Source organism: Knoellia sp. p5-6-4, assembly GCF_029222705.1.
Taxonomy (GTDB): Bacteria; Actinomycetota; Actinomycetes; order Actinomycetales; family Dermatophilaceae; genus Pedococcus_A.
Genome location: NZ_JARGZF010000001.1, coordinates 1,850,278 through 1,874,642, shown reverse-complemented (window position 1 = coordinate 1,874,642; position 24,365 = coordinate 1,850,278). Strand labels below are relative to the sequence as shown.

Annotated in this window: 21 protein-coding genes; 5 read left to right on the top strand and 16 right to left on the bottom strand. The window is 71.5% G+C overall.

Annotated elements, in window-relative coordinates; all coding sequences use genetic code 11:
• Positions 1 to 2: 2 nt before the first annotated feature.
• Positions 3 to 911 (bottom strand): TIM barrel protein, encoded by a 909-nt coding sequence (locus tag P2F65_RS09115; protein WP_275806143.1) that lies wholly within the window; start codon positions 909 to 911, stop codon positions 3 to 5.
• Positions 908 to 1,912, bottom strand: coding sequence for a Gfo/Idh/MocA family oxidoreductase (locus P2F65_RS09110; protein WP_275806142.1), 1,005 nt, complete (start codon positions 1,910 to 1,912; stop codon positions 908 to 910). The genes P2F65_RS09115 and P2F65_RS09110 overlap by 4 nt, the downstream gene beginning before the upstream one ends.
• 186 nt (positions 1,913 to 2,098) lie before the next feature.
• Here P2F65_RS09110 and P2F65_RS09105 point away from each other — a divergent pair, with 186 nt between their 5' ends.
• Together P2F65_RS09105 and P2F65_RS09100 are read left to right on the top strand one after the other, a co-directional pair.
• A complete protein-coding gene (locus P2F65_RS09105; protein ID WP_275806141.1) occupies positions 2,099 to 2,839 on the top strand; it encodes a GntR family transcriptional regulator in 741 nt (246 codons plus the stop codon).
• Between the two features lie 171 nt (positions 2,840 to 3,010).
• Entirely contained in the window at positions 3,011 to 3,841 is an 831-nt protein-coding gene (locus tag P2F65_RS09100) for a M57 family metalloprotease (protein WP_275806140.1), read from the top strand.
• Between the two features lie 102 nt (positions 3,842 to 3,943).
• Here P2F65_RS09100 and rplI read toward each other — a convergent pair whose 3' ends face one another.
• From rplI to P2F65_RS09070, 6 genes are all read right to left on the bottom strand, one after another.
• Positions 3,944 to 4,390 (bottom strand): 50S ribosomal protein L9, encoded by a 447-nt coding sequence (gene rplI, locus P2F65_RS09095; protein WP_275806139.1) that lies wholly within the window; start codon positions 4,388 to 4,390, stop codon positions 3,944 to 3,946.
• A gap of 23 nt (positions 4,391 to 4,413) precedes the next feature.
• Positions 4,414 to 4,650, bottom strand: a complete 237-nt coding sequence (gene rpsR, locus P2F65_RS09090; protein ID WP_056884210.1) for a 30S ribosomal protein S18 — start codon at positions 4,648 to 4,650, stop codon at positions 4,414 to 4,416.
• Positions 4,651 to 4,785: 135 nt separating this feature from the next.
• Positions 4,786 to 5,346 (bottom strand): single-stranded DNA-binding protein, encoded by a 561-nt coding sequence (locus tag P2F65_RS09085; protein ID WP_275806138.1) that lies wholly within the window; start codon positions 5,344 to 5,346, stop codon positions 4,786 to 4,788.
• A 49-nt stretch (positions 5,347 to 5,395) separates the two neighbouring features.
• A complete protein-coding gene (gene rpsF, locus P2F65_RS09080; RefSeq protein ID WP_275806137.1) occupies positions 5,396 to 5,683 on the bottom strand; it encodes a 30S ribosomal protein S6 in 288 nt (95 codons plus the stop codon).
• 179 nt (positions 5,684 to 5,862) lie between these two features.
• On the bottom strand, positions 5,863 to 7,221 hold the full coding sequence (locus P2F65_RS09075) for a glycosyltransferase 87 family protein (RefSeq protein ID WP_275806136.1): 1,359 nt from the start codon (positions 7,219 to 7,221) through the stop codon (positions 5,863 to 5,865).
• Positions 7,218 to 9,449, bottom strand: coding sequence for a transglycosylase domain-containing protein (locus P2F65_RS09070; protein WP_275806135.1), 2,232 nt, complete (start codon positions 9,447 to 9,449; stop codon positions 7,218 to 7,220). Before P2F65_RS09070 ends, P2F65_RS09075 begins: the two co-directional genes overlap by 4 nt.
• Before the next feature lie 353 nt (positions 9,450 to 9,802).
• Between P2F65_RS09070 and P2F65_RS09065 the strand changes: the two genes are divergently transcribed.
• The 3 genes from P2F65_RS09065 to P2F65_RS09055 all read left to right on the top strand — a co-directional run bounded on the left by P2F65_RS09065 (position 9,803) and on the right by P2F65_RS09055 (position 12,413).
• Positions 9,803 to 10,405 carry a PadR family transcriptional regulator gene (locus P2F65_RS09065; RefSeq protein ID WP_275806134.1) on the top strand — a complete coding sequence of 201 codons (603 nt, stop codon included), beginning with the start codon at positions 9,803 to 9,805 and terminating at the stop codon, positions 10,403 to 10,405.
• Positions 10,406 to 10,425: 20 nt separating this feature from the next.
• Complete coding sequence (locus P2F65_RS09060) at positions 10,426 to 11,517, top strand: inositol-3-phosphate synthase (RefSeq protein ID WP_275806133.1); 1,092 nt, start codon at positions 10,426 to 10,428, stop codon at positions 11,515 to 11,517.
• A 197-nt stretch (positions 11,518 to 11,714) separates the two neighbouring features.
• Complete coding sequence (locus P2F65_RS09055) at positions 11,715 to 12,413, top strand: DsbA family oxidoreductase (RefSeq protein ID WP_275806132.1); 699 nt, start codon at positions 11,715 to 11,717, stop codon at positions 12,411 to 12,413.
• Positions 12,414 to 12,437: 24 nt separating this feature from the next.
• On the opposite strand, the gene P2F65_RS09050 is transcribed toward P2F65_RS09055, so the two are convergent.
• From P2F65_RS09050 to P2F65_RS09015, 8 genes are all read right to left on the bottom strand, one after another.
• Positions 12,438 to 12,914 carry a hypothetical protein gene (locus P2F65_RS09050; RefSeq protein WP_275806131.1) on the bottom strand — a complete coding sequence of 159 codons (477 nt, stop codon included), beginning with the start codon at positions 12,912 to 12,914 and terminating at the stop codon, positions 12,438 to 12,440.
• A gap of 47 nt (positions 12,915 to 12,961) precedes the next feature.
• Positions 12,962 to 14,128: a hypothetical protein gene (locus P2F65_RS09045; protein ID WP_275806130.1), complete on the bottom strand. Its 1,167-nt coding sequence runs from the start codon at positions 14,126 to 14,128 to the stop codon at positions 12,962 to 12,964.
• Positions 14,129 to 14,225: 97 nt separating this feature from the next.
• Positions 14,226 to 14,531 (bottom strand): WXG100 family type VII secretion target, encoded by a 306-nt coding sequence (locus tag P2F65_RS09040; protein ID WP_275806129.1) that lies wholly within the window; start codon positions 14,529 to 14,531, stop codon positions 14,226 to 14,228.
• 72 nt (positions 14,532 to 14,603) lie between these two features.
• Entirely contained in the window at positions 14,604 to 14,870 is a 267-nt protein-coding gene (locus P2F65_RS09035; protein WP_275806128.1) for a WXG100 family type VII secretion target, read from the bottom strand.
• Positions 14,871 to 14,982: 112 nt separating this feature from the next.
• Positions 14,983 to 19,494 (bottom strand): FtsK/SpoIIIE domain-containing protein, encoded by a 4,512-nt coding sequence (locus P2F65_RS09030; protein WP_275806127.1) that lies wholly within the window; start codon positions 19,492 to 19,494, stop codon positions 14,983 to 14,985.
• Between the two features lie 14 nt (positions 19,495 to 19,508).
• On the bottom strand, positions 19,509 to 21,917 hold the full coding sequence (locus P2F65_RS09025) for a DUF3488 and transglutaminase-like domain-containing protein (RefSeq protein WP_275806126.1): 2,409 nt from the start codon (positions 21,915 to 21,917) through the stop codon (positions 19,509 to 19,511).
• Positions 21,914 to 23,389, bottom strand: coding sequence for a DUF58 domain-containing protein (locus tag P2F65_RS09020; protein WP_275806125.1), 1,476 nt, complete (start codon positions 23,387 to 23,389; stop codon positions 21,914 to 21,916). Before P2F65_RS09020 ends, P2F65_RS09025 begins: the two co-directional genes overlap by 4 nt.
• A gap of 2 nt (positions 23,390 to 23,391) precedes the next feature.
• Positions 23,392 to 24,360 (bottom strand): MoxR family ATPase, encoded by a 969-nt coding sequence (locus P2F65_RS09015; protein WP_275806124.1) that lies wholly within the window; start codon positions 24,358 to 24,360, stop codon positions 23,392 to 23,394.
• Positions 24,361 to 24,365: the final 5 nt, after the last annotated feature.

Sequence of the window (24,365 nt, the reverse complement as noted above, 5' to 3'; positions counted from 1 at the left end):
GGTCAGATCCCCACACCGGAGCGCTGTGCCGCCAGCCCCAGCAGGTAGTAGAGGCTGGTGCGGACATCGTCCACGGGTCCGCCCCCGTTCGGCTCAGCCGCCAGGATGGTGTCCTGCTCGAGGACGTACCACCCGGCATACCCGTGGTCCTCCAGCGCCGTGACGATCGCGGCGACGTCGACGTCGCCCTGGCCCAAAGGCACGTACATGCCGCCGGACACCGCCTCGGTGTAGGTGGCCTCACCGGACCGGACCTTGCGGGCCCAGTCGAGGCGGACGTCCTTGAGGTGCACGTGGGCGATGCGGTCGGGGTGCTGCCGGGCGACCCGCACCGGGTCACCGCCGCCGATGAGCAGGTGCCCGGTGTCGAGGCACAGGCCGATGCTGCTGCCGGCGAGCACGCGCTCGGTCTCCTCTCCGCTCTCGACCATCGTGCCGACGTGCGGATGCAGGGTGGCCACCAGGCCGCGGGCGGCGGCCGCCTCGCGGATGCGGTCGAGGTTGTACAGGAGGGTCGTCCAGCCGGTGTCGTCGAGCACGGGCCGGGTGTCGTAGCCCTCCTGACCGGTGGCCGCGGCGAGCACGACGGTCGAGGCGCGGGCGACCACGAGAGCCTCCATGGCCCGCTCCACCTCCGGCAGCGGGTCGTGGTCCGGGTCGTGCAGCACGACGGGCACGAACTGTCCCACGGCCCGCAGGCCCTTGGTGGCCAGCAGGTCGGCCTTGGCGTCGGGGTCGGCGGGCAGGAAGTCGTCGGGCCCGAACTCGGTGGCGGCCAGGCCGACGTCGCTCATCTCGTCGAGCACGGTGGCCGAGTCGTACTGCCAGCCCCAGCCCGGGACCTCGCAGACACCCCACGAGATGGGGGCACCCGCGACTCGCTCCTCCAGCGGCAGGATCGTGGTGCTCACAGGGTCTCGATCTCCTCCAGGCGCACGGGGCGCCCCTCGTGGCGGGACAGCTCACAGGCCTCGGCGATGCGGAACGCCTGGAGGGCGTCCTCGACGGTGCACGGCGTGGGGCGGTCGCCCTTGGCGACCTCGGCGAACGCGGTCAGCTCGGCCCGGTAGGCCGGCAGGAAGCGCTCCATGAACGACCAGTGCTGGGGGCCGTGGGGGAAGTCGACGTCCTCCTCGGCCGAGCGGAAGGCGAGCGAGTCGTCGAGGCCGACCGCCATGGCGCCCTTGCTGCCGTGCGCCTCCATGCGCACGTCGTGGCCACCGCCGTTGTAGCGGGTGGAGGAGACGAGGGCGAGGGTGTCGTCGTCGAGGGTGAGCAGGGCGGCCGCGGTGTCGACGTCGCCGGCCTCGCCGAAGAAGGGCTCACCCTTGTTGGCGCCGGCGGCGTAGACCGTGACCACCTCGCGGCCGGTCACGAACCGCAGGATGTCGAAGTCGTGCACGTTGCAGTCGCGGAAGATGCCACCGCTGGTCGGGATGTAGGCGGCGTGGGGCGGGGACTGGTCGTGGGTCGCGGCCCGGATGGAGTGCACGAAGCCGAGCTCCCCGCCCCGCACGGCCTGCGCGAGGCGCTGGTAGCCGCGGTCGAACCGGCGCTGGAAGCCGACGTGCACCGGCACGTCGCTGCTCGCAGCCAGCTTGGCGAGGTTGAGGGTCTCGGCGAGGGTCGACGCCACCGGCTTCTCGCAGAAGGTCGGCACCCCCGCCTCGACCCCCTGGCGCAGCAGCGGGGCGTGGGCCGGGGTGGCGGCCGCGATGACGAACCCGTCGACCCGCGACGCCAGCAGGGCCTCGACGTCCGGGGCGAAGGTGGCACCCAGCGCGGCGGCGACCTCCCGCGCGGCGTCGGCGTTCGCGTCGGTCACCACCAGCTCGTCGACGAAATCCAGACCGAGGAGGGTCTCGGCGTGGAAGGCGCCGATCCGTCCCACACCTGCGAGCCCGATCCTCATTGACCAACTCCATCCACGTCGTCGCGTCGTGTCGTCGTTCTCCCCGCCTCCGCTGCCGGAGGCCCGGCCGGACGCGGGGCCGGGTGCTGTGGTTCAGCGTGGCGCCGCTCCGCAGGCGTGTCAACTCCATGTCCTGACATTCTCACGTGCTGTCTAACGGACGTCAGGAACCGCTACTCTGCGCCCATGGCCAAGCAGCTCGACCTCCGCATCGACCGCGGGTCACCGGTGCCGCTGTACCACCAGCTCGCCGAGCAGCTGGGCCAGGCGATCGCGTCCGGCGCCCTGCAGCCCGGCGACCCCTTCGAGAACGAGATCGCCCTCGCCGACCGCCTCGGCCTCTCGCGCCCCACGGTACGCCGGGCGATCCAGGAGCTCGTGGGCCAGGGGCTGCTGCTGCGCAGGCGCGGTCTCGGCACCACCGTCGCGAACCGGCAGATCCACCGGCGGGCCGAGCTCACCAGCCTGTTCGACGACCTCAAGCGCTCAGGCGACGCCGAGCCCAGCACCCGGGTGCTCGAGCACGAGATCGTGCACGACGAGCGGGCCGCCGCTGCGATGGGCCTGCCGCCGGACACACCCCTGCTGTCGGTCGTGCGGCTGCGCCAGGCCGGCGACCTGCCCCTGGCGGTGATGCACAACTGGCTGCCCCCGCAGTACAGCGACATCACCCGCGAGGAGCTCGAGAAGGACGGCCTGTACGCCGTGCTCCGCGTCCGCGGCGTCCGGCCGGTGGTGGCCCACCAGCGGATCGGGGCTCGCACACCGACCCCCACAGAGCGCCGGCACCTCGACCTGCGGCCCTCCCAGCCGGTGCTCACCATGACGCGCAGCGCCTTCGACGCGGTGGGAAACCCGGTCGAGTACGGCGACCACTGCTACCGGGCTCAGGACTACACGATCGAGGTCATGATCGACCAGCGCTGACGTGCTGTTGACCAACATGGCCTGCGCTTGACCAACCGTGCCCGAACCCGGGCTCATTCCAGACATTCTCGGCGCAGACCTCAGCGCTCCCCGCTTCTTAGTGTGGTCGGCATTTCCGCGCCTGGCGCGGACCTGTCGGGACAGCCGTCCCGCCGCAACCCAAGGAGTGTCATGAAGCGCGTCTCTGCCCGCCTCGCCCTCGCCGCCTCCGGCGTCGCCGCCGTCACCTGCGCCAGCCTGGGGGTCGCCGCCGCGGCCCCGGCCGGGTCCACCACCGGCGAGGTCCCCTCCTTCTCGGAGTTCCTCGACAGCAGCTACCGCGATGTCGACGACCAGTACATCGTCAACGGCGACGAGCCCGAGATGAGCACGGGCGGCATGCGGATCTTCTACGACCGCATGGTCGACCCGAAGGAGCCGCACACCGACGAGGACTCGCTCATCGTCAACACCGTCGGCGGCCAGGACGACAGGTGGAGCACCGCCCAGGTCGGGAACCTGACCTACTGCGTGAGCACCAAGTTCGGTGCCGACCACTCCCGCATCGTCTCGGCGATGGCCGGCGGCGCCGGGCTGTGGGAGGCGGCGTCGTCGAAGGTCAACTTCGTCTACGTGCCGACCCAGGACGCCAACTGCAACACCCGCAACAACAACGTGGTGTTCTCGGTGGAGCCCGTCGCGACGACCCAGTACATCGCCCGCGCGTTCTTCCCCAGCAGCCCCAAGCGCTCGCGCAACGTGCTCGTCGACGACTCGATCTGGACGTCCGGCTCGTGGACGCCCACCAACATCCTCGGCCACGAGCTCGGCCACACCCTCGGTTTCCGCCACGAGCACACCCGCCCCGAAGCAGGCACCTGCTTCGAGGACAACAACTGGCGCCCGCTGACCCCCTACGACAGCGCGTCGATCATGCACTACCCGCAGTGCAACGGGACGTCCGACGACCTGAGCTTCACCAGCAGCGACGGCGCCGGCGTGCGCGCGCTCTACGGCAGCTGACCAGCTGGTCCCGGAGCGCCGGGACCGCCGGCTCCGGTGCACGACGAAGGCCCGGCCCCCCCCGCGGGGACCGGGCCTTCGGCAGTGCAGCGGTGTGCTGGGTCAGCCGGCGACGACGTCCAGCTTGACCGTGGCCTGCACCTCCGGGTGCAGGCGCACGAGCGCCTCGTGGGCGCCGACGGCCTTGATCGGGTTCTTGATCTCGATCTTGCGGCGGTCGAGCTCCGGGCCACCAGCAGCCTTGACGGCGGCGGCGACGTCGGCACTCGAGACGGCGCCGAAGAGGCGGCCGGACTGACCGGCGTGGGCCTCGACCTTCACCGGCTTGGCCTCGAGGTTGCCCTTGATGGACTTGGCCTCCTCGAGGGTCCTGACCGCACGGACCTCCCGGCCCTTGGCGATGGCGTCGACCTGCTTCTGCCCGCCCTTGGTCCACGCGGTGGCCAGGCCACGGCGGAACAGGAAGTTGCGGGCGTAGCCGTCCTTGACGTCGACGACGTCGCCGGCGGTGCCGAGGTTGGACACGTCGTGGGTGAGAATGACCTTCATTTCAGTTCCTCCTCGAACCCGGGTCAGCGAGAGCTGCTGGAGTAGGGCAGCAGCGCCATCTCGCGGGCGTTCTTGACCGCGGTGGCGATGAGCCGCTGCTCCTGGACGGACACACCGGTCACCCGGCGAGCGCGGATCTTGCCGCGGTCGGAGATGAACTTGCGCAGCAGCGCGGTGTCCTTGTAGTCGATGTTCTCGACCTTCGCCGCCTTCAGCGGGTTGGCCTTCTTCTTGGGCTTGCGCACAACGGGCTTGGCCATCGTGGTGCTCTCCTTCTGCTGAGCAACTCAGCGGATGAGCCCTGGTGTCCCAGGGATGGTGTTCTTACGTCTTGCTGGTGGCATGGCCGCCCGCTCGCGCACGCGGCATACCGGAAGGTCCTGAACCGGAGCGGATCAGAAGGGGGGCTCGTCGTAGGACGGCGCGCCGCCGCCCCAACCGCCACCCTGCTGGCCACCCTGCTGCGGGGCGCCCTGCTGGCCACCGGAGGGACCGGTCGCCCACGGGTCGTCCTGCTGGCCGCCACCCTGCTGGCCGCTCCAGCCGCCACCCTGCTGGCCGCCGCCGAAGCCACCGCCGCCGCCACCACCGCGCTGGGTCTTGTTGACCTTGGCGGTCGCGTAGCGCAGCGACGGGCCGACCTCGTCGACCTCCATCTCGATGACCGTGCGCTTCTCGCCCTCCTTGGTCTCGTAGGAGCGAGACTTCAGGCGGCCGGACACGATCACGCGGGTGCCGCGCTGCAGGGACTCGGCGACGTTCTCGGCTGCGTCGCGCCACACGGAGCAGCGCATGAACAGCGTCTCGCCGTCCTTCCACTCATTGCTCTGCCGGTCGAACGCGCGCGGCGTGGAGGCCACGGTGAAGTTCGCGACGGCAGCACCGGAGGGGGTGAAGCGCAGCTCCGGGTCCCCGGTGATGTTGCCGATGATGGTGATGACGGTGTCGCCAGCCATGAAGCGGATCCCCCTGTCGGGTGGTGGTTCAGGTGTGTGTCGTGGGCTGTCAGGCGCCGGGGCGCAGCAGCTTGGTGCGCATGACCGACTCGTTGAGGTTGAGCTGGCGGTCCAGCTCCTTGGCCGTGGCCGGCTCAGCAGTCATGTTGACGACGGCGTAGATGCCCTCGGACTTCTTCTTGATCTCGTACGCGAGACGACGACGACCCCAGATGTCGACGTTGTCCACGGTGCCGCCGTCCTTGGTGACGACGGTGAGGAACTTCTCGAGCGACGGAGCGACCGTCCGGTCGTCGAGCTCCGGGTCGAGGATGACCATGAGTTCGTACTGACGCATGCTTGTAACCCGCCTCCTTTGGTCTTTAGCGGTCACGGTCTCTCCGTGACAGGAGGGTTGCAGTGCGATCCCCCGTCAGGCACCGCTTGTGCGTATGCCGCGGGGGAACCTGACAAGGGTACCCGCAGCGGGCGACTGGGCGTAATCGGTCATCCACAACCCCGGGCTCCACGGGCCGGTCAGCCGATGCGGACGATGAGCTGGTCGCGGGCACCGGCGAAGCCGCCAGCGAGCTCGTCCTCGTCGGCCTCGTCCGTCACCGGCTCCTCGGCCAGCTCCTCAGCAGGCTCCTCGGCCGGGCGCGCGGAGGCGGTGCGCCAGACGCGCCAGACGAGGTACAGCACGGCCGCCACGCGCAGGGCCAGGAACACGGCATACCAGGGGGCCGGCAGGCCGCGGTCGGCCTTGCTCATGCCCCCGATGTAGAGCCACACCATGGCGAAGTGCATCGCCTCGGCCCCTGCCCAGAGCAGGTGGTCGCGCCAGCGCAGGCCGCACAGCGCCAGCAGGGGCAGCAGCCACAGCGACGCCTGCACCGGGAAGCTCTTGCCGGTGACCAGGGCGACGCCCACGAGCACCACCGAGACCTCCGCGACCGACGGTCGCCGGTTCGCGCCGAGGGCGAGGAGGGCGCCCGCGAGCACCGCGGCGACCACACCGATGACGGCGAGGGCCGTGACCAGCCCCTCCGGGAGGGGGTGCCCGAGGAGCTGGGGGATGATCCACGGCGACCCCAGGCCCGCGCCGCCACCGGCCCAGGCCGTGAACGGGGCCGTGACGGCGTCGCGGTTCGAGACCAGGAACGGCAGCATCACCACGGCGGCCGCGGCGCCCGCCCCCGCGAGCGCCCGGCCCACGACCGGCAGCCGGCCACTGCGCAGGCCCAGCAGGAGCAGCGCGAGGAGCACCAGCAGGGGGTAGGTGCGGGCGGTGGCCGCCAGGCCGAGCAGCGCCCCCGCCAGCACCGGCCAGCGCCTCGACCACGCCCACAGCCCCGCCGCCACCAGGGCGACGCCGAACACGTCGGCGGAGACCAGGGGCGAGATCACCAGCAGCGGGCTCGCCGCCACCACCGCGGCGTCGGCTGCGTGCCGCGGACGCGCCGCCGCGGTGAGGTAGACCGTGGCGGCGACGAGCGCAGCCGCGAGCACCGCCCACAGCAGGAAGTACCAGCGGGTCTGCTCGAGCACACCGCCGTCAGGGACCAGTCCCCCCACCAGGGCCATGAGGCTCCCGGTCAGCACCGGGTGGTCGAGCGAGGCCGTGCCGGTCAGGTAGCCGCCGAGGCCGGCGTCGAGGTTACCGAGCCGGTAGAGCGCCGGCAGGTCCGAGAAGCAGGCACGCCAGAACTGGTCGGTGCCGTTCCACCCGTTGGCGACGCAGTGACCGCGCTGGGCGACCCCGAGGCCGACCATCGCCGTCGAGAGCACCAGCAGGGGCGTGACGGTGGCCAGCCAGGACCGGGCCCGGGCGGAGGCATGGCGTCCCAGCGGGCCCCCGACCACCGCGAGCGCGCCGTCACCCCCCTGACCGGTCACGGCGCAGTGGTCTGGCCGCCGCCAGGGAGGATCGTTTCGCTGGGAGTCGGTTCGACGGTGGTCAGCGTCGGCTTGGGCGGCCTGTTGGTCTTCGTCGGCTTCGGCGTATCCGTCTTGGTCGTGGGCCGGGTGGTCGTCGTCGTGGTCGTCGTGGTCGTCGTGGTCGTGGTCGAGGACGAGGTGCGCGTCGGCGTCGGGGTCGGCACCTTCTCGTCGCCCACACCGGCCCGCTCAGGGAACTCGAGCACCTTCTCGCCCTTGAGGGCGCCCTCCATGAAGTCGGTCCAGATGCGCACCGGGACGGTGCCACCGGTGAGCTCGCCCGACGTGCCCGGGCCGAAGAGGCCGGGGACCTCGTTCATCGGCTGCGGGGTGCCGTCCTTGTCCTTGTAGATCCCGACGGCGGTGGCCAGCTGCGGGGTGAACCCGTCGAACCAAGCCGCGTAGTTGCCGCTGGTGGTGCCGGTCTTGCCGGCAGCGGGCCGGCCCAGCCGGCTGGCGAAGGTGCCCGTGCCGTCCTCGACGACCTCGGTCATGGCGTCGATGGTGTCGGCCATCACGTCCTTGTCGAAGACCGCCTTCTTGCTGATCTTCGCCTTGTAGTCGAGGTCGCCGGGGCCGCCCTTGACCGACGCGATGAGGTACGGCGTGGCCCGGACGCCGTTCGCGGCGATGGTCGCGTAGGCGTTGGCCATGTCGATGACCCGCACGTCGTCGGTACCGAACACGTTGGCGTAGTTCTCGCCGAGCTTGGGCTGCTTTCGGGCGGCCGCCGTCTTGTCGTCGGGCAGGCCGGCCGAGATCGCCGCGGCCTTGGTCTTCTTCGGGGTCACCTCCACGTTGAGCGGGAAGTAGACCGTGTTGACCGAGTGCGCGGTCGCGAAGCGCAGGTCGATCCGACCGAAGGTCTCGTCACTGAAGTTGACGACCTCGCCCTCGGGGTTCTCCTCGCTCTTGAACTCCTCGAAGAACTGCGGGCTCTGGCCGGGGTACTTCGTCTTGGTGCTGATCTCCTCCTGGAGGGCGGCGATCAGGGTGAAGACCTTGAACGTCGAGCCGGCCTGCATGGTGGCGTCGACCGCGGCGTTGAACTGCACCTTCTGGTAGTTCTCGCCGCCGTACATCGCCTTGATCGCGCCGTTGCCCGGCTGGATCGCGACGAGACCGGCCCGCAGGCCCTCGGCGCCCTTGCCCTTGGGCATCCGCTTCTCGACCGCGGCGACCGCCGCCTTCTGGTCGTTCCTGTCGATGGTCGTGACGATCTTGTAGCCGCCCCGGTCGATGTCGGCGTCGGTGAGCTTGAGCTTGGTGCGCAGCTCCTTCTTCACCTCGTTGGTGAGGTAGCCGCTCGGGCCGCTGGCGCCCTGGCGTGCCTTGTACGACACGACCTTGGGGAAGCTCATCTTCGCGCGCTGCCCCTGGTCGAGCCAGCCCTCGCCGACCATGCCGTCGAGGACGTAGTCGACCCGCGACTCGGCGTTCTTCTTCTGCTCGGCGCCCAGGCCCGGGTCGTAGTACGACGGGCCCCGGATCACGGAGGCGAGCAGGGCGCCCTCGGCTGCGTTGAGCTTGGAGACGTCCTTGTTGAAGTAGGCCTTGGCGGCGGTCTGGATGCCGTAGGCGCCGCGGCCGTAGTAGATGGTGTTGAGGTAGTCCTCGAGGATCTGGTCCTTGGACTTCTGCTTGGCGATCTTGATCGAGATCAGGATCTCCTTGCCCTTGCGGCTCAGCGTCTGGTCCTGGGTCAGGAAGTAGTTCTTGACGTACTGCTGGGTGATGGTGGAGCCACCCTGGGTGGCCCCGCCGCGCAGCCCCACCCACACCGCGCGCGCGATGCCGGTCGGGGAGATGCCGGAGTTCTCGTAGAAGTTGCGGTCCTCAGCGGCGAGGTGCGCCTGCTGCACGGACTTCGGGATCTTCGACAGCTCGACGGACTCGCGGTTGACCTCGCTGATCCGGTCGATCTCGGTCTTGCCGTCCGAGTAGTAGATGACCGAGGCCTGGGCGTCGGCCAGGTCGTTCGGCTCCGGGATGTCGGTCGACGCGTAGGCGACGAAGAAGCCGATGACGCCGAGCAGGGCAGCGCCGAGCGCGGCGAGGCCGAGGCGCTTCCCCCACAGTCGGCCGTCGAAGCCCTGCTTCTGCTGCTTGGCCTTGGACTGGCGGGCCTTGGCCTGGGCTCGCGTCTTCGGCGCCTGGGCACGCGTCTTGGGACGTGGAGTGCTCATCAAACCTTCTCGATCGACACACGGGCGGACCGTCGATGCCGACGGTCCGTCCCTCAGTATGACCATGATTTCTGGAAGTAGTCATTCTGCAGGTGGACCACAGGCCCCCTGACCTGCACAATCACGCCACCGAGCGGGACAGAGCCCCGAGCCGGACCCGCCGCCCACGAACGCGGTCGCGCCGTCAGGCGGCGCGGGGACACCGGGTGGGTGAACGGCCATCCGGACGGGTGAGTTCCCGGATGACCCGCGCGGGCTATATCGCTCCGATATATCTGATGCTAGGTTGCACCTGACATACCTCGAGTTTGTCACGTCGAACCACCCCCCTGCCCTGCACGGAAGGAGACCTCATGCCCCGACGCGCCGACCTGCTGGCCTTCGCGGTGCTCGGCCTCCTCCACGAGAGCCCGATGCACGGCTACGAGCTGCGCAAGCGGCTCAACGCCGCGCTCGGCGCCTTTCGGGCCCTGTCCTACGGGACGCTCTACCCCTGCCTGCGCACCCTCCTCGAACGCGGCTGGATCACCGACGCCCCAGCGGGCACGACCCCCGGCACCGCCGGGAGCCGACGCGCGCGGATCGTCTACGAGCTCACGGCCGAGGGCAAGGAGCACTTCCAGGCCCTCGTGCGCGACTCGGGGCCGGCCGCGTGGGAGGACGACACCTTCGACGTCCACTTCGCGTTCTTCGCCCGCACCGAGGCGGAGGTACGACTGCGCATCCTCGAGGGGCGTCGCAGCCGCCTCGAGGAGCGGCTGGCCAACATCCGCGCCGCGGCCGCCAAGAACCGTGAGCGGCTCGACGCCTACACCGCCGAGCTCCAGCGCCACGGCCTCGACTCCGCCGAGCGCGAGGTGCGCTGGCTGACCGAGCTGATCACCGCAGAGCGCAACCAGCCGGGCCTGCGCACGCAGGACGTCCCGGCCCCCCAAGACCCGTCAAACACCCCTTGATGAGAACCAAAGGAGATTCCATGGGAACCGTGCGCGTCGCCATCGTCGGCGTCGGCAACTGCGCCAGCTCGCTGGTGCAGGGAGTCGAGTACTACAAGGACGCTGACCCGTCGGGCACCGTCCCCGGGCTCATGCACGTCCAGTTCGGCGACTACCACGTCAAGGACGTCGAGTTCGTCGCTGCGTTCGACGTCGATGACAAGAAGGTCGGCAAGGACCTCGCCGAGGCCATCAACGCCTCCGAGAACAACACCATCAAGATCGCGGACGTCCCGACCACCGGCGTCACGGTGCAGCGCGGCCACACCCTCGACGGCATCGGCAAGTACTACGCCCTGACCATCGAGGAGTCCGCGGCCGAGCCGGTCGACGTCGTCAAGGTGCTCAAGGACAACCAGGTCGACGTCCTGGTCTCCTACCTGCCGGTGGGTTCGGAGGAGGCCGACAAGTTCTACGCCCAGTGCGCCATCGACGCCGGCGTGGCCTTCGTCAACGCCCTCCCCGTGTTCATCGCCTCCGACCCGGAGTGGGCGGCGAAGTTCGAGGCCGCGGGTGTGCCGGTCATCGGTGACGACATCAAGAGCCAGGTCGGTGCCACCATCACCCACCGCGTCATGGCCAAGCTGTTCGAGGACCGCGGCGTCACGCTCGACCGCACCTACCAGCTGAACGTCGGCGGCAACATGGACTTCAAGAACATGCTCGAGCGCGAGCGCCTCGAGTCCAAGAAGGTCTCCAAGACCCAGGCCGTCACCTCGAACCTCAACGGCCCGCTGGCCGGCAAGATCGAGGACAAGAACGTCCACATCGGCCCGTCCGACTACGTCGCGTGGCTCGACGACCGCAAGTGGGCCTACGTGCGCCTCGAGGGCCGCGCGTTCGGCGACGTGCCGCTGAACCTCGAGTACAAGCTCGAGGTCTGGGACTCCCCGAACTCGGCCGGCATCATCATCGACGCCATCCGGGCGGCGAAGATCGCCAAGGACCGCGGCATCGGCGGCGCCCTGATCAGCGCCTCGTCCTACCTGATGAAGTCCCCGCCCGTGCAGCGCGAGGACACCGAGGGCCGCACCAAGCTCGAGGCCTTCATCGCCGGCACCGAGGAGCGCTGAGGGACGCGCTGACCCAGCGCTTCCCAGCCCCGCACCACCCGGTATGCCGCCCGCTCACCTGAGCGGGCGGCATACCGCTGTCTGCACCCCCGACGTCGTCTGCGGCAGGAACGGGTGAGGGAGGTGCTGGCGGGTCTTGCGCTCGTCGCGCAGACAAAGTCGGGAATGGGGTTGGCGGGGAGGTAGTTGACCGTCCCATGAAGGTGGACATCTGGTCAGACGTCGTGTGCCCGTTCTGCTACGTCGGCAAGCGCCGGCTCGAGGAGGCCCTCGAGTCGTTCGCGCACCGCGACGAGGTCGAGGTCGTCTGGCACAGCTTCCAGCTCGACCCGGGCGCCCCGGCCATCGCCGAGGGCCGCACCGTCGACAGGCTCGCCGCGAAGTACGGCATGACGCTGGAGCAGGCGGTCGCCGCCCAGGAGTCGCTCGCGGCCAACGCGGCCACGGTCGGGCTCGAGTTCAACTGGCGGGAGACCAAGTCGGGCAACACCTTCGACGCCCACCGGCTCATCCACTTCGCCGCGACCCAGGGCCGTGCGGACGCCATGAAGGAGCGGCTGCTGCGCGCCTTCTTCACCGAGGGAGAGCAGATCGGCGACCGCGAGGTGCTGGTGCGCCTCGCCGGTGACGCGGGTCTCGAGGAGGAGCAGGCCCGCGGGGTGCTCGAGTCGCGTGCTCACGCCGAGGACGTGCGGGCCGACATCACCCAGGCCCAGGCCTACGGCATCCGCGGCGTGCCGTTCTTCGTCATCGACGGGAAGTACGGCATCTCCGGCGCGCAGCCGACCGAGCTGTTCACCCAGGCCCTGAACCAGGCGTGGAGCGAGGCCCACCCGCTGCAGATGGTCACCACCGACGGCGACGCCACCTGCGAGGGCGAGAGCTGCGCGGTCTGAGCCGCCGCGGGCCCGGACCAGCCGTCAGCGGCTGACGCGCACCGACTCGAGCACCTTGATCACGACGGCCTCGTCGCTGTCGGCCTCCGGACCGCCGACCGAGCCGGTGAGGTGCACGAAGTCCTGCAGGCCGTCCTCGCGCGGCAGGCCGGTGAACAGGTGGTGCTGGCGGATGGCGATGCCGCGGGGGTCGGTCCAGGCGACGTCGACCCGCACGAACGGCAGCCCGCCGAGCTCGACGTGCTGCATCTCCCCGACGGTGGCGTCCTGGCGGCCCTGCACCGCTCCGGCGAGCTCCATGAGGGCGTCGGCCGGCTGGTCGAGGCCGGGCCTGGTGCCGAGGCGCACGATGACGTTGGCGGTGAACGCCTGCTGTCCGCCGCTCTGTTTGGCGGCAAGGGCGACCGCGGGCACGGAGACCGGCTCCCAGTCGTCCGGGATGTCGAGGGTCACCGACGGCGGGGCCGGGAAGCGGTCGCTCGGGTAGCTCAGGGTGGTCATCTCAGGCCTTCCGTGGGAGTACGGTGCGGGGGCAGGGGTCACGTGGCTCACCACGGCGGGTCGAAGCCGAGGTCGATCTCGATACCGCCGCCGATGCCGAGGGTGGCGCCGATGTCGACCGAGACGCCCACGCGGTCGGCGGAGAACTCGCCGTCGGCCTCGGCGTGGGCCCCGAGGCCGTAGGAGATCTCGCCACCGACGCCGGCGTCGACCGGGCCGAAGTCCTGGTTGATGTTGGCCTCCGCCTTGCCGCCGACGAAGGCGTCGAAGCCGGCGTTGGCCCTCACCCCGTCCAGGCCCAGCGAGAGCCCGGCCTTGGCGTTCGCCTCGCCGCCGACGTAGGCAGAACCGCTCGCGCTGGTGCCGTGGCTGTTGGACCAGGCGCCACTGGTCTTGGCGAGGTAGCCTCCAGCGGTCAGCGCCCCAGCCGTGGTCAGGCCGTCACGGTCGATCGACCAGGTGCCCTCGGACCTGCCCTCGGTGGAGAGCAGGTCGACCGTGGCGTGGGTGCCGTTCTCGTCGCCCCAGGTCGTGTCGTAGACCGAGGCGTCCCACAGCTCCTTCTCGACGCTGCCGAGCTCCAGGCTCACGTCGACGCGCAGGTCGGCCTCGTGCTGGGGGTTGTTGTCGACCCACTCCTTCTCCCAGGTCTTGTTCCATCCCGTCGGGTCCTGGGGAGGAGAGTCCGGGTCGCGCAGGTCGGGCGTGCCGTCGCCGTCGGTGTCGACCTCCTCGCCCGTCGTGTCGTCGTAGCCGTCGCCGTCGCCGTCCCTGGGCACGTCGGCGTCGACGTTGACGGTGGGGTGGTCCGGGTCCCGCGAGTCGGGGGTGCCGTCGTTGTCGTCGTCGGTGTCGCGCGTGTCGGGCGTGCCGTCGCCGTCACGGTCACGGTCGCGCCGGTTCGGGATGCCGTCGCCGTCGGAGTCGCCGTTCCCACCGACGCCGGAGGCCCGCTCCTGCTCCTCGGCCTGCTGGCGCAGCCGGCGCACGAGGGTCTCGAGGTCGCTCGCCTGGTCGTCGAGCGTCTGGCGCAGCACCGGCCACCGCCGGGCGAACGACTGGGCGTCCTCGCCCTGCCAGGCCTCGCGCAGCTGGCGCGCGGCGTCGTCGGCCCGGGTCGACACCCCGGCAAGGTCGCGCTGCGCGGCGGCAAGCCGGTCGGCGATGCTGCGGACGCGGCCCAGGTCCATGCCGTGCGTGTAGCGCTCTGCCATGGCTCCCCCTCGTGTTCAGGCCGTCTGGCGGTGGTTGTGGTGGTGGTGCCGCCCGGCCGGGCACGGCCTTCGTGGCGCGTGCCCGGCGGGTGTGGCCTCAGGCCTTGGACGCCTGGCGCTGCTCCTGGACGTCCTTGCGGGCGGCCTTCTCCATGCGGTCGAGTGACTGCACCGCGTTCTCGATCTGGCTCGAGTGCTTGGGCCACTGGGCCTGGAACGCCGAGGCGTCCGGGCCGCCCCAGTTCGAGCCGAGCTTGCGCACGGCGGCGTCGGCCTTGCTCTGCACCTCGGTGAGGTTCTGCCGAGCCTTGGCGAGGCGGGTGAGGATGTCCTCGACCCGCGCGACGTCCATGCCGTGGGTGAACTGGGTGCTGCCTCCGGCGTTGCCCTCTGCTGTCGCCATGGTCTTCTCCTTGCGCTGCTGAAGTACGGGTGTGGGTGGTGGAGCCGACCCGGTGCGGGTCGGAGCTTCGGGTCAGTGGCCCGAGGCCGCTTCCTGCTGCTTGATGTTCTGGCGCACGTCCTGCACGACCTTCTGCAGCTGCGAGTGCACCTTGGTCAGCTCGGGCTTGTGCGTGCCCTCCCACTGCGAGGCGAACTGCTTGGAGTCCGGCCCCCACCAGTGCTGCTTCAGCTCCTCGACCAGGCTGTCGACGTTGGCCCTGATCGTCTTGATCTTCTGCGCCTGGTTCTCCAGGACCTCGGCCTGCGCGCGGCAGACCGGCGGGTTCAATCCAGCCATCGGTTCCCCTCGTTCCTTCCCTGCGAGGCACCTGCGTGCCTGTCGCGTCCTTGGTGTGGTCAAACCTAGGGGCGGCTCTCCGTGACAACAATGGGGAGCACTCCCCACCCCGCTACCCCGTGTGCTGCGGCACGCGGGTTCCGTCGAGGTCGCCTGAGATTCCGTTGCGCCCCAACGGAACCGGCAGAGCGACCTGGACGAGCTCTGGGTTGCCGCGAGTGACGAGGTAGCCCCGTCCCTCCAGCACCTGGTCCCCGCTGACCCCTCGGTAGTCGACCGAGAACGCCTGCGAGTCGTCGCCGTTGGGCTGGAGCGAGATGCCCGAGCGCCCCCCCCGGAACCCGCCGGCCAGGCCGTAGCTGGAGTTGAAGAACGACGAGTCCGCCTCGGCGATGACGACCTGCTCGGCCCCGAGCAACTCGCGCACGAGGTCGGCGATGGCGTCCTCGCAGCCGCTGTTGTCGAGGTCCTGGGCCCGCTCGACGACGACGAGCATCGAGGCACCGTCGTCGCCGGCGTCGACCACCTGGGCCCGCAGCCGCTCGGCGGCGCTCTCGCAGGCGTCGGCCCCGATCGCGACACCGGCCCACAGGCCCTCGGCCCGGGTCAGCGCGGACTTGCGCGGGCTGAACAGCCACGCCTGCAGGCCGGGGCGCGCCCGCCGGGCCGCCTGCACCATCGTCAGCACGGCGGTGGTCCGCCCGCTGCCGGAAGGACCGAGCACCATGTGCGGGCCCCTCAGCACGTAGCCGACCGGCCGCAGCGTCGTCGAGGAGAGCCCCACGACGGCGCGACCCTCGGCGTCGAGCGCCGGCAACTCGGCGAGCTCGACGCGCTCCGGCAGCGACCGGATGGGCGCTGCCTCCGACCCACCGGCTCGGCGCACGGCCTCGCCGAAGGCCTTGATGGCGCGAGCCTGGGAGGTGCTCTCGGCGGAACCGCCGAGCACGGCGACCTGAACCTCCCGCCCGTGCACGATCGCCCGCCCGGGTGGCGAGGCGAGCGAGAGCACGTCGGACGGCACGTCGAGGCTGAGGTAGTCGTCGACCGAGGCCATGCGCAGCACGACGCGCTGCTGGACGGCCGAGGAGAGGGTCCCCCACATGCCGCTGCGCTGGTCGACCGTCACGACGAGGTGCACGCCGACCGGCCGGCCGTCGGCCGCGATCGAGGTGAGCTCGTCGACCCACTTCTGGCCGGGGCCGTTGTCGTAGGCCTGCGCGAAGGCGGCGAGGCCGTCGACCAGCACGAGGATGCGCGGCTCGTCCCGGGCCCCCGAGAGCCGGCGGTACTCGGTGATGGTGGCCGCGCTCATCTGCGAGTAGCGCACCGCCCGCTCGTCGATGGTCTCGCGCAGCATGGTCAGCAGCCGCACCAGGCGCTCGTGGTCGCCGCCGTAGATGACGCTGCCGACGTGCGGCAGGCCCTCGAGCATGGCCAGGCCGCGGTTGCCGAAGTCGAGCCCGTAGACGTGGCAGGGCCCGCCGCGCACCGTGAAGCCGGCCGCCACGGCGATCGAGCGGAGGAACGCGCTCTTGCCCGAGCCGCTGGCGCCGTAGACCGCGAGGTTGCCCTCGACGTCGGGGCGGAAGCTGATGACCGGCTGCGACTGGCTCTCGGGGTCGTCGCTGACGCCGAAGACGAACTCGTCGTCGCGGCGCGCGGTGGGCAGCGCGGCCAGGTCGTAGACCGGCGCGAGCTCCGGTAGCCACGGCTTGCGGGGAGAGGGGATCTGGGCCTCCTGCGACGCCGTGCCGATCTGCGTGACGATCCGCTGGATGTCGGTGGGACCGAGGTCCGCGGCCGCGGCGCCGTGCTCCTCGGCGACCGGGCGCTCCCAGGGCACGCCGGAGCCGAAGCCGAGCGTCTCGACCGTCACCTCGGCCCGGGGCGGCTCGTCGGAGGTCCACCCGCCGGCATACCCGGTCTGGAACGGCGTGAGCCGCCCCGGGCCGGACTTGGACACCGCGCGCCCCGGCAGGGCCGGGTCGAAGTAGGCCGCGGCGGTGGTGCCGAGCACGTCCTCGCTGTCGGCCTCGTCGGCCATCCGCAGGGCGAGCCGCAGGTTGGTGTTGGCGCGCAGGTTGTCCTTGATGACGCCGGCCGGGCGCTGGGTCGCGAGGATGAGGTGCAGGCCCAGCGAGCGTCCGCGCTGGGCGACGTTGACCACGCCGTCGACGAACTCGGGCACCTCCTGCACGAGGGCGGCGAACTCGTCGACCACGATGACCAGGCTCGGCGGTGCGGCCACCTCGCCGCGCCGCTCGAGCTCGACGAGGTCCTTGGCCTTGTGCTGCGCGAGGATGTGCTCGCGGTGGCGGAGCTCGGCCGACAGCGAGGCGAGCGCCCGGCGCACCAGGTGGGGCGAGAGGTCGGTGACCAGACCCACCGTGTGGGGCAGGTTGACGCAGTCGCGGAACGCCGAGCCGCCCTTGTAGTCGACGAGCAGGAAGGTCAGCCGCTGGGGCGAGTGGGCCGCGGCCATGCCGAGGATCCACGCCTGCAGCAGCTCGGACTTGCCCGCACCGGTCGTGCCGCCGACGAGGGCGTGCGGGCCGTCGGCGCGCAGGTCGATGGAGAAGGTGCCCTGGGTGGACTGGCCGACGACGGCGCGCAGGTTGCCGGCCTTGGCGCGCGCGGCCGCGGGCGCGGCATACGGGCCGGTGAGGATGGAGCGGCTCTCGCCCCAGCGCTCGATGACGGCGCCCGGGGCCTCGGCCAGCTCAGGGCCGACGAGGCTGAGGAAGGAGACCGAGCGCGGCAGGTCGCTGTCGTCGTCGACCGGCACGCCGGAGTCGACCACCGGAGCCATGAGCCGGGCGGCGCGCTCGACGTCGGCGACCGCCACGGTGTCGGTGGTGAGGGGGGTGCGCACGACCGCCTCGCCGACGTAGCCGACGGTGTCGCTGCTGGCGTCGGCCGAGGTCTCGACGAAGGTGCGGCAGGCGGCGGGCAGCAGCGGCGTGGTGGGGGCGACCCACACGACGACGACGCCGTGGCGCCAGCCGTTCTCGGCGAGCTGCACGAGCCGGCTGCGCTCGACCGGTGCGTCGTCCTCCACAAGCACGACGACCGCGGGCCGGTCTGCGGGCAGGGCCGGCGGGGTGAAGCCCTGCGGGTCCTCGACGGGTGCGGCCCCGGGAGCCGCACCGGCGTCGCCGTCGCCGGCGACGAGCTCCTCGAGCTCGGTCAGCAGGCCGGCGCAGGCGGGGCCGCTGCTCGCGAGGTGGCGCGGGCCGAGCGGGCTGTGCGGCGACGCCGTGTGGGGCACCCACTTGAGCCAGTCCCAGTCGCGCGCGGTGGCGGGTGAGGCGAAGGCGGCCACGACCACGTCTGCCGGGGAGTGCAGACCGACCACCTGGGCGAGCAGCGCCCGGGCCGCCTCGAGCGACCGGGCCCTGGGGCCTGCGACCCCGAGCGCACCGGTGCGCAGCGGCAGGCCGGCTACGGGCACGTCCGACACGGCACCGAGCCCCTCGACGGCCCGGGAGGTCTCGAGCCAGGCCTCCGCGCGGGCCCGGCCGAGCTGCGGCAGCTCCATGGGGTTGCGGCTGGGCAGGGTGCCCAGGCCGAGGCGCAGCTCGAGGAACCCGGGGTCGGCGCGCCGGCGGGTCCACAGCAGCGGGCTGCGCTCCACCACGGCCTCGACCGCCTCGGCGGCCGACGGGTGCTCCGCCTGCCGCCCGGCGACCTCGCGCTCCTGCTCCTCGCGCAGGGCGCCGACCATCGCGTCGAGGTCCTCGCGGAAGTGCGTCATCGCCTCCGCGTAGTCCTGCTTGGCGTGCCGCCGGGACTCCACGAAGTGGGCGAAGATCATGATCGGGCTCAGCAGCACGAACAGCAGGAAGAACAGGTTCTGCAGTGCCACCGCGAGCACCACGCCGAACAGGGCGGGCGCGAAGGCGCTCAGCCACGGGATCCGCTCCGGCTTGGGCCGCTCCGGCAGCTCCGGGATCGGCCACTGCCGGCCGCGGTAGAGCGGGGCGATGCGCGGCGAGCGCGAGAAGGGCATCGACACCCCACGCGTTGCGACGACCCCGGTGGCGCCAGCGAGCATGCGCAGCTCGATCTCGGTCTCGCCCAGCCGGAACCGGTCACCGGTGCGCAGCACGGCGCGGTCGACCTGGTCGCCGCCGATGACGACGCCGTTGGAGGAGCCGAGGTCGACGACCTCGGCGACGTCGGTGACGAGCAGCTTGGCGTGCCGGCGCGAGACCGAGGGGTCGGCGACGCGCACCTCGCAGCCGCGCCCGCGGCCGATGTATGCCGTGCCCGGCGCCAGCGGGACCTCGCGCCCCTGGTCGGGGCCGGCGGTGACGACCGCCGTGGCGACGGCGCGGGCGCCGTCGGCATACCCGTCGCGGGCCCGGCTCACCGCCACGTGCACGCCGGACCGCAGGCCGCTCTCGGCGAGGGTGGCCCGGTGGTCGAGGGCGCGGTAGTCCTCGTCGACGAGGGCCAGGGTGAACTGCCCGGTCGCGTCCTGCGCCGGCGCGCCACCGCGTGACGGGTCGGCCACCACGAGGTACTCGGCGAGCTGGCCGATAGTCGTGGTGGCGTCGACCGTGGCGGCGAGGTCGGTGTCGACCTCACCGGCGGAGCGGAGCGTGAACTTCAGCTTCACGAGGCGGTGGCCCTTCAGGTCAGCGGGATCGGAGGTCGGGAACGCCGGGGGGAGGTGTCACGGTGCGGTCCGCGGGCGAAGAGCGGTCGTGGGTCGACGTCGGCGCGTAGCCGGTGCCAGAAGTCGCACTGGGCGCGCAGGTCGGCACGGGCCTGGCGGGTCTGCGCCCAGTAGGCCCGGGCGTGGTCGATGTCCGGTTCACCCGGGCCGAAGATGTGGGCGTTGGCTGCGACCGCCAGCTCGTGGCTGACAGGCACCCGCTGGAGCGAGCTGGCCTGCTCGATGCGGGTCGCCCGCCTCGGCACCTTGTGGCCATACGTCTGCGCGGTGTTCATGAGGTCGTCCCACGCCCAGGCGATCCGCTTGACCGCCGGCCCGTGGGTGGCGTGCCGGTTGCGGCGCCACTCCTTGGCCCCGCGGATCCCCCAGTAGAGCCCGACGAGACCCAGCAGCGGCAGCAGGACGTAGAGGACGAGGACCCGCATCCACCAGGGCCACGACGCAGGATCGAAGAGCTTCTTCGGCGGCTTCTTGAGGTTGACGGCGTTCTGCGCCTGGTCCGGTCCCTGCAGCACGCTCGGGGGGTTCACCCCGGCCGGAGGTGGCACCTGGGCCCCGACCTTCTGCTGGTCGGTCTTGGACTGCAGCTGATTGGGCTTCTGGTTCCGGTCGGGCAGGAACGTCTTGGACAGCAACGGGATCCACTGCCCGGTCTGGTTCTGCACCTCGACCCATGCGTGCACGTCGCGGCCGCGGACGACGCCCCCCTCGGGCAGCTCGGCACCCATGACCACCCGGGTCGGGATGGACAGCCGGTTGGCTGCCAGCGCCAGCGTGGCGGCGTACTGCTCGTCGTTGCCGGCCAGCTGGGTGGCGCCGACGAACCGGGTGAGCCGACCGCGCGAGTGGCCTGCGAGGTAGTAGCTCTCGACCGAGTTCTTGGCGCCGCCGTCGGTGTAGGCACCATCTGACCGCATCGCCGCGGCGATCGCCCTGAACTGCGCCCACGGGCCGTCCGCGTTCCCCGTCCAGCCGTCGATGCGGGTGTCGAGGAAGCCGAGCTCCTGGTTCTGGACGAGGTCACCCGAGGCTGGGGTGAGGTTGTCGGGCAGCTTGTCGGCGGCCACCTGGGTCGGCAGCAGCACCTGCATCGCGTAGCGGTCACCGGCGCGCAGCCGGTCCGGGACGATGGCGGTGCTCGTGTCGATGTTGAGCCACAACCGGGAGGAGAGCAGCTCGCGACGGGTGCCGCCGAACTGCACGCCGGTCACCTGGCCGATGGTGGGCAGCCACACGTCGGTGTACCCGCCCTCGGGCACGGTCACCTGCACCGTGGCGGGCTTCCCGCCGCCGCGGGCCGCGACCCGGGAGCCCACCTGCTGGAAGGCGGTGCCGGGGTCGGCAGAGTTCTCGCTCGCCCGTTCGCCGGCTCCCCAGACGGTGCCGTCGTAGGCGTCGAGCGTGGCGAACCGCAGCGGCGTCCCGGCCGGCGCACCCTTCACGGTCAGCAGCGGACGGTCCCACAAGGCGGCCTCGTTGGGCTCGGTGTACTTGCGGTAACCGGCCAGCGGGCTGGCGAACTGGGCGATGTCGAACGGCGGCACCACCTCGGTGCGGGCCACCCGCCGCAGCTCGGACTCGGTGCCGGGCAGCGCGGGCCCGGCGACCAGCCCGACCACGCCGGCCAGGACCAGCAGCCCGGTGCCGATGCCCACGCGGGCCCCGCGGCCGGCGCCGTTGTGCAGCGGGGCCCGGGTTCGGGTGCTCTGCACGACGAGCCAGCCGATGAGGCCGAGAGCGAAGACGGCGCCCTGCGCGATGAGGGACGCCGGCTCGAGGGTGCCGAGCAAGATGACCAGGCCGAGCACCGCGAGCGGTGCCAGCGCCCCGGCATACGGCCGACTGGAGCGGCGGGCGACGCCGTAGGTGACCGCCGCCCCGACCAGGCCGACGAGGAGCGGGACCGCGAGCAGGTCCACGGTGGAGTCGACCGGGGGAAGCAGGGTCAGCAGCCGCTTCCAACCGTGGACCGCCGTGCTCGCGAGATCGCGGAGCGTGCGGCCCGTGGGGAAGACACCCAGCGCCAGGTGCTCGCGCAGGGCGAGCGGGCCGCCGAAGACGAAGTACGCGACGGCCAGGCCGACGAGCGTGACCACCGCCGGCAGCCTGTATGCCGTGACGACGTGGGTGACGAGCAGGCCGAGCATGACGCCGCCGATGGCGGCGACGACCCATTCCCAGCCGAAGAAGACGGTGCGGAACCCGATGAGGCCCAGCCCGACGAGGAGCACGGTGAACGCGACGTCGACCAGGTCGTCGCGGGTCGGCAGCAGCGCCGCACGGTGCTCGGCCACGCGGTCAGCGCGAGTGCGCTCCTGGGGCAGCATCGAGGCGCGCGGTGCCTGCAGCGGGTTCGCGGTCATGCCGCCATCACGCCCGCCAGCACCGCACGCAGGTCGGTGAGTCCGTGGATGTTCATCAAGATGATGCCCCCGACGTTCTTGACCCCGATCGGTTGCCGGTCGTCGACGGTGAGCGCCACCTTGAGGACCTCGCTCTCGAACCTGCCCAGCGCCCGCTGCGCCTCGAGGAAGGGCGTGCTCGTGCCGCTCATGAGGACCGCCATCGACGTGTCCGGCGCGAGCGCGAGACCATCTCCGGCGAGGGCGTAGATGTCGCTGGGGCCGAGCTCGACCCGGGAGAGCTCGTCGAGCGCCAGGGATGCGCTGGTGCGTGACGCGCTGGCACCCCGGCACAGCACGGTGAAGTCCTGCTCGTCCAGGTGCGCCCGGATCGCGAGCGACGCGGCGACCGAGATGGCCGTCTCGGCGTCGACCTCGCCGCCGCGGTACTTCGCTGGGTCGGCGTCCACGAGCATGGTCAGGTGGGACCGGCGCGTGTCGAGGAACTGCCGCACCAGCAGCCGGCCGGCCTTCGCGGAGGACCGCCAGTGGATGTAGCGGCGGTCGTCACCTGGCTGGTACTCACGCAACGCGTGGAACGCGAGGTCCGACATCGACATCTCCTGCGTGGTCTCGCCCTCGAGGTCACGCAGCAGCCCGGACCCCAGGCTCTCCAGGGAGATCGTGCGCGGGTGGACGTAGAGCTCGGTCACGTCGGTCCACCGCAACGTCCGGCGGACCAGGCCGAGCGGGTCGCCCTGCACGGTCGACGCGGGGCCCACGGGGATGACCCCGCGGCGCTCGGTCGGCACGACGAACAGCTCCTCGTGCGCCTTGCCTGAGCCCAGGGCCGGCAGCGTGAACCGTGCGGCGGTCACCCCCACCGGTAGCTCGACGAGCAGCGGCAGCATGCCGCGGCGCGACTCGTTGGTGACCGCGATCCGGCCTGAGGCGGGCTCTCCCACGGTGACCCGCAACGGGTCCACCTCGGTGTCGACCCGCACGCGGGTCCGCCCGACCGCGAGCAGGACGCAGAGGACGAGCAGGGCCATCGCGGCGAGCCCGATCACCGCCCACTCGTCCCAGTCGGCGACCGCGGCGACGACCCAGCAGAGCAGGCCGAGCGCCAACACGCTCCACCCCAGTGGCGATACCCACCGTAGGAACTCCACCACCGGCTGCCACACCGGGCGAGTGGCCTCGCGCAGAGGTCCGCTGCGCTCGGCCACCGCACCGCCGACACGCTCCCCCGCCCGGGTCACCACAGCCGGGAGCTTCGGCCGCGTGACCGTGATGGTCGGCAGGCTGGGGAGGCGGCGCGGGCGGGTGGCGCTGCTGCCCTCGGCACCCGGCGACGCGGCATACGGTGGCGGGTTCAGGGGGGACGACGCGGGCACGCCGGCACGCCGGCGGCCCCGACCCCTCTTGAGGTCGGCGCGCCGAGTGGTGTGCTCCGCCGACTGCCCGGCGTCGGACGCGTCCTGCTGGCTCATGCTCAGGCGACTCGCTCCGCGGGCGGTGCGACCCCGGCGAGGATCTGGGTGATCACCTGGTCGACCGTGATGTTGGCGAACTGCGCCTCGGCCGTGAGCAGCAGCCGGTGGCAGAGGACGGGGTGGGCCAGCAGCTTGATGTCGTCGGGGATGACGTGGGTGCGACCCTGGCTGGCAGCCCACGTCTTGGCGCAACGCACGAAGGCGAGACAGCCTCGGACGGACAGGCCGAGCTTGATGCTCACGTGACGCCGCGACTCCTCGGCGATCCGCGAGACGTAGGCGAGGATCGCCGGGTCGACGTGGACCTCGTCGGCAAGCTTGGCCATCTCGACCACGACGTTGCTCGTGACGACGGCCTCGAGTGCCTTGGTGCGGTCGCGCGTCTTGGCGTCCGCGAGGACGGCGACCGTCGCCTCGTGGTCGGGGTAGCCGAGGCTGGTCTTCATCAGGAACCGGTCGAGCTGAGCCTCGGGAAGCCGGTAGGTCCCGGCCTGCTCGATCGGGTTCTGGGTCGCGATGACCATGAACGGCTCACCCACGGGGTGCGGGGTGCCGTCGACGGTGACCCGGCCCTCCTCCATCACCTCGAGCAGGGCGGACTGGGTCTTTGGCGAGGCCCGGTTGATCTCGTCGGCCAGCACGATGTTGGCGAAGATCGGGCCGGGGTGGAAGTCGAAGGTCTGCTTGCTCGGGTCGAAGATCGTCACGCCGGTGACGTCGCTCGGCAGCAGGTCCGGCGTGAACTGGATGCGGCTGTTGGTCCCCTGCACCGTGCCCGCCATCGCGCGCGCCAGCTGGGTCTTGCCCGTGCCCGGGAAGTCCTCGAGCAGCAGGTGCCCCTCGGACAGCATGCAGGTGAGCGCCAGGCGGATCACGTGCTGCTTGCCGAGGACGGCGCGGTCGCAGTTGTCCACCATCCGGGTGAAGGCCTGCGCGAACCACTGGGCCTGGTCGTTGGTGACGGTCATGTCTG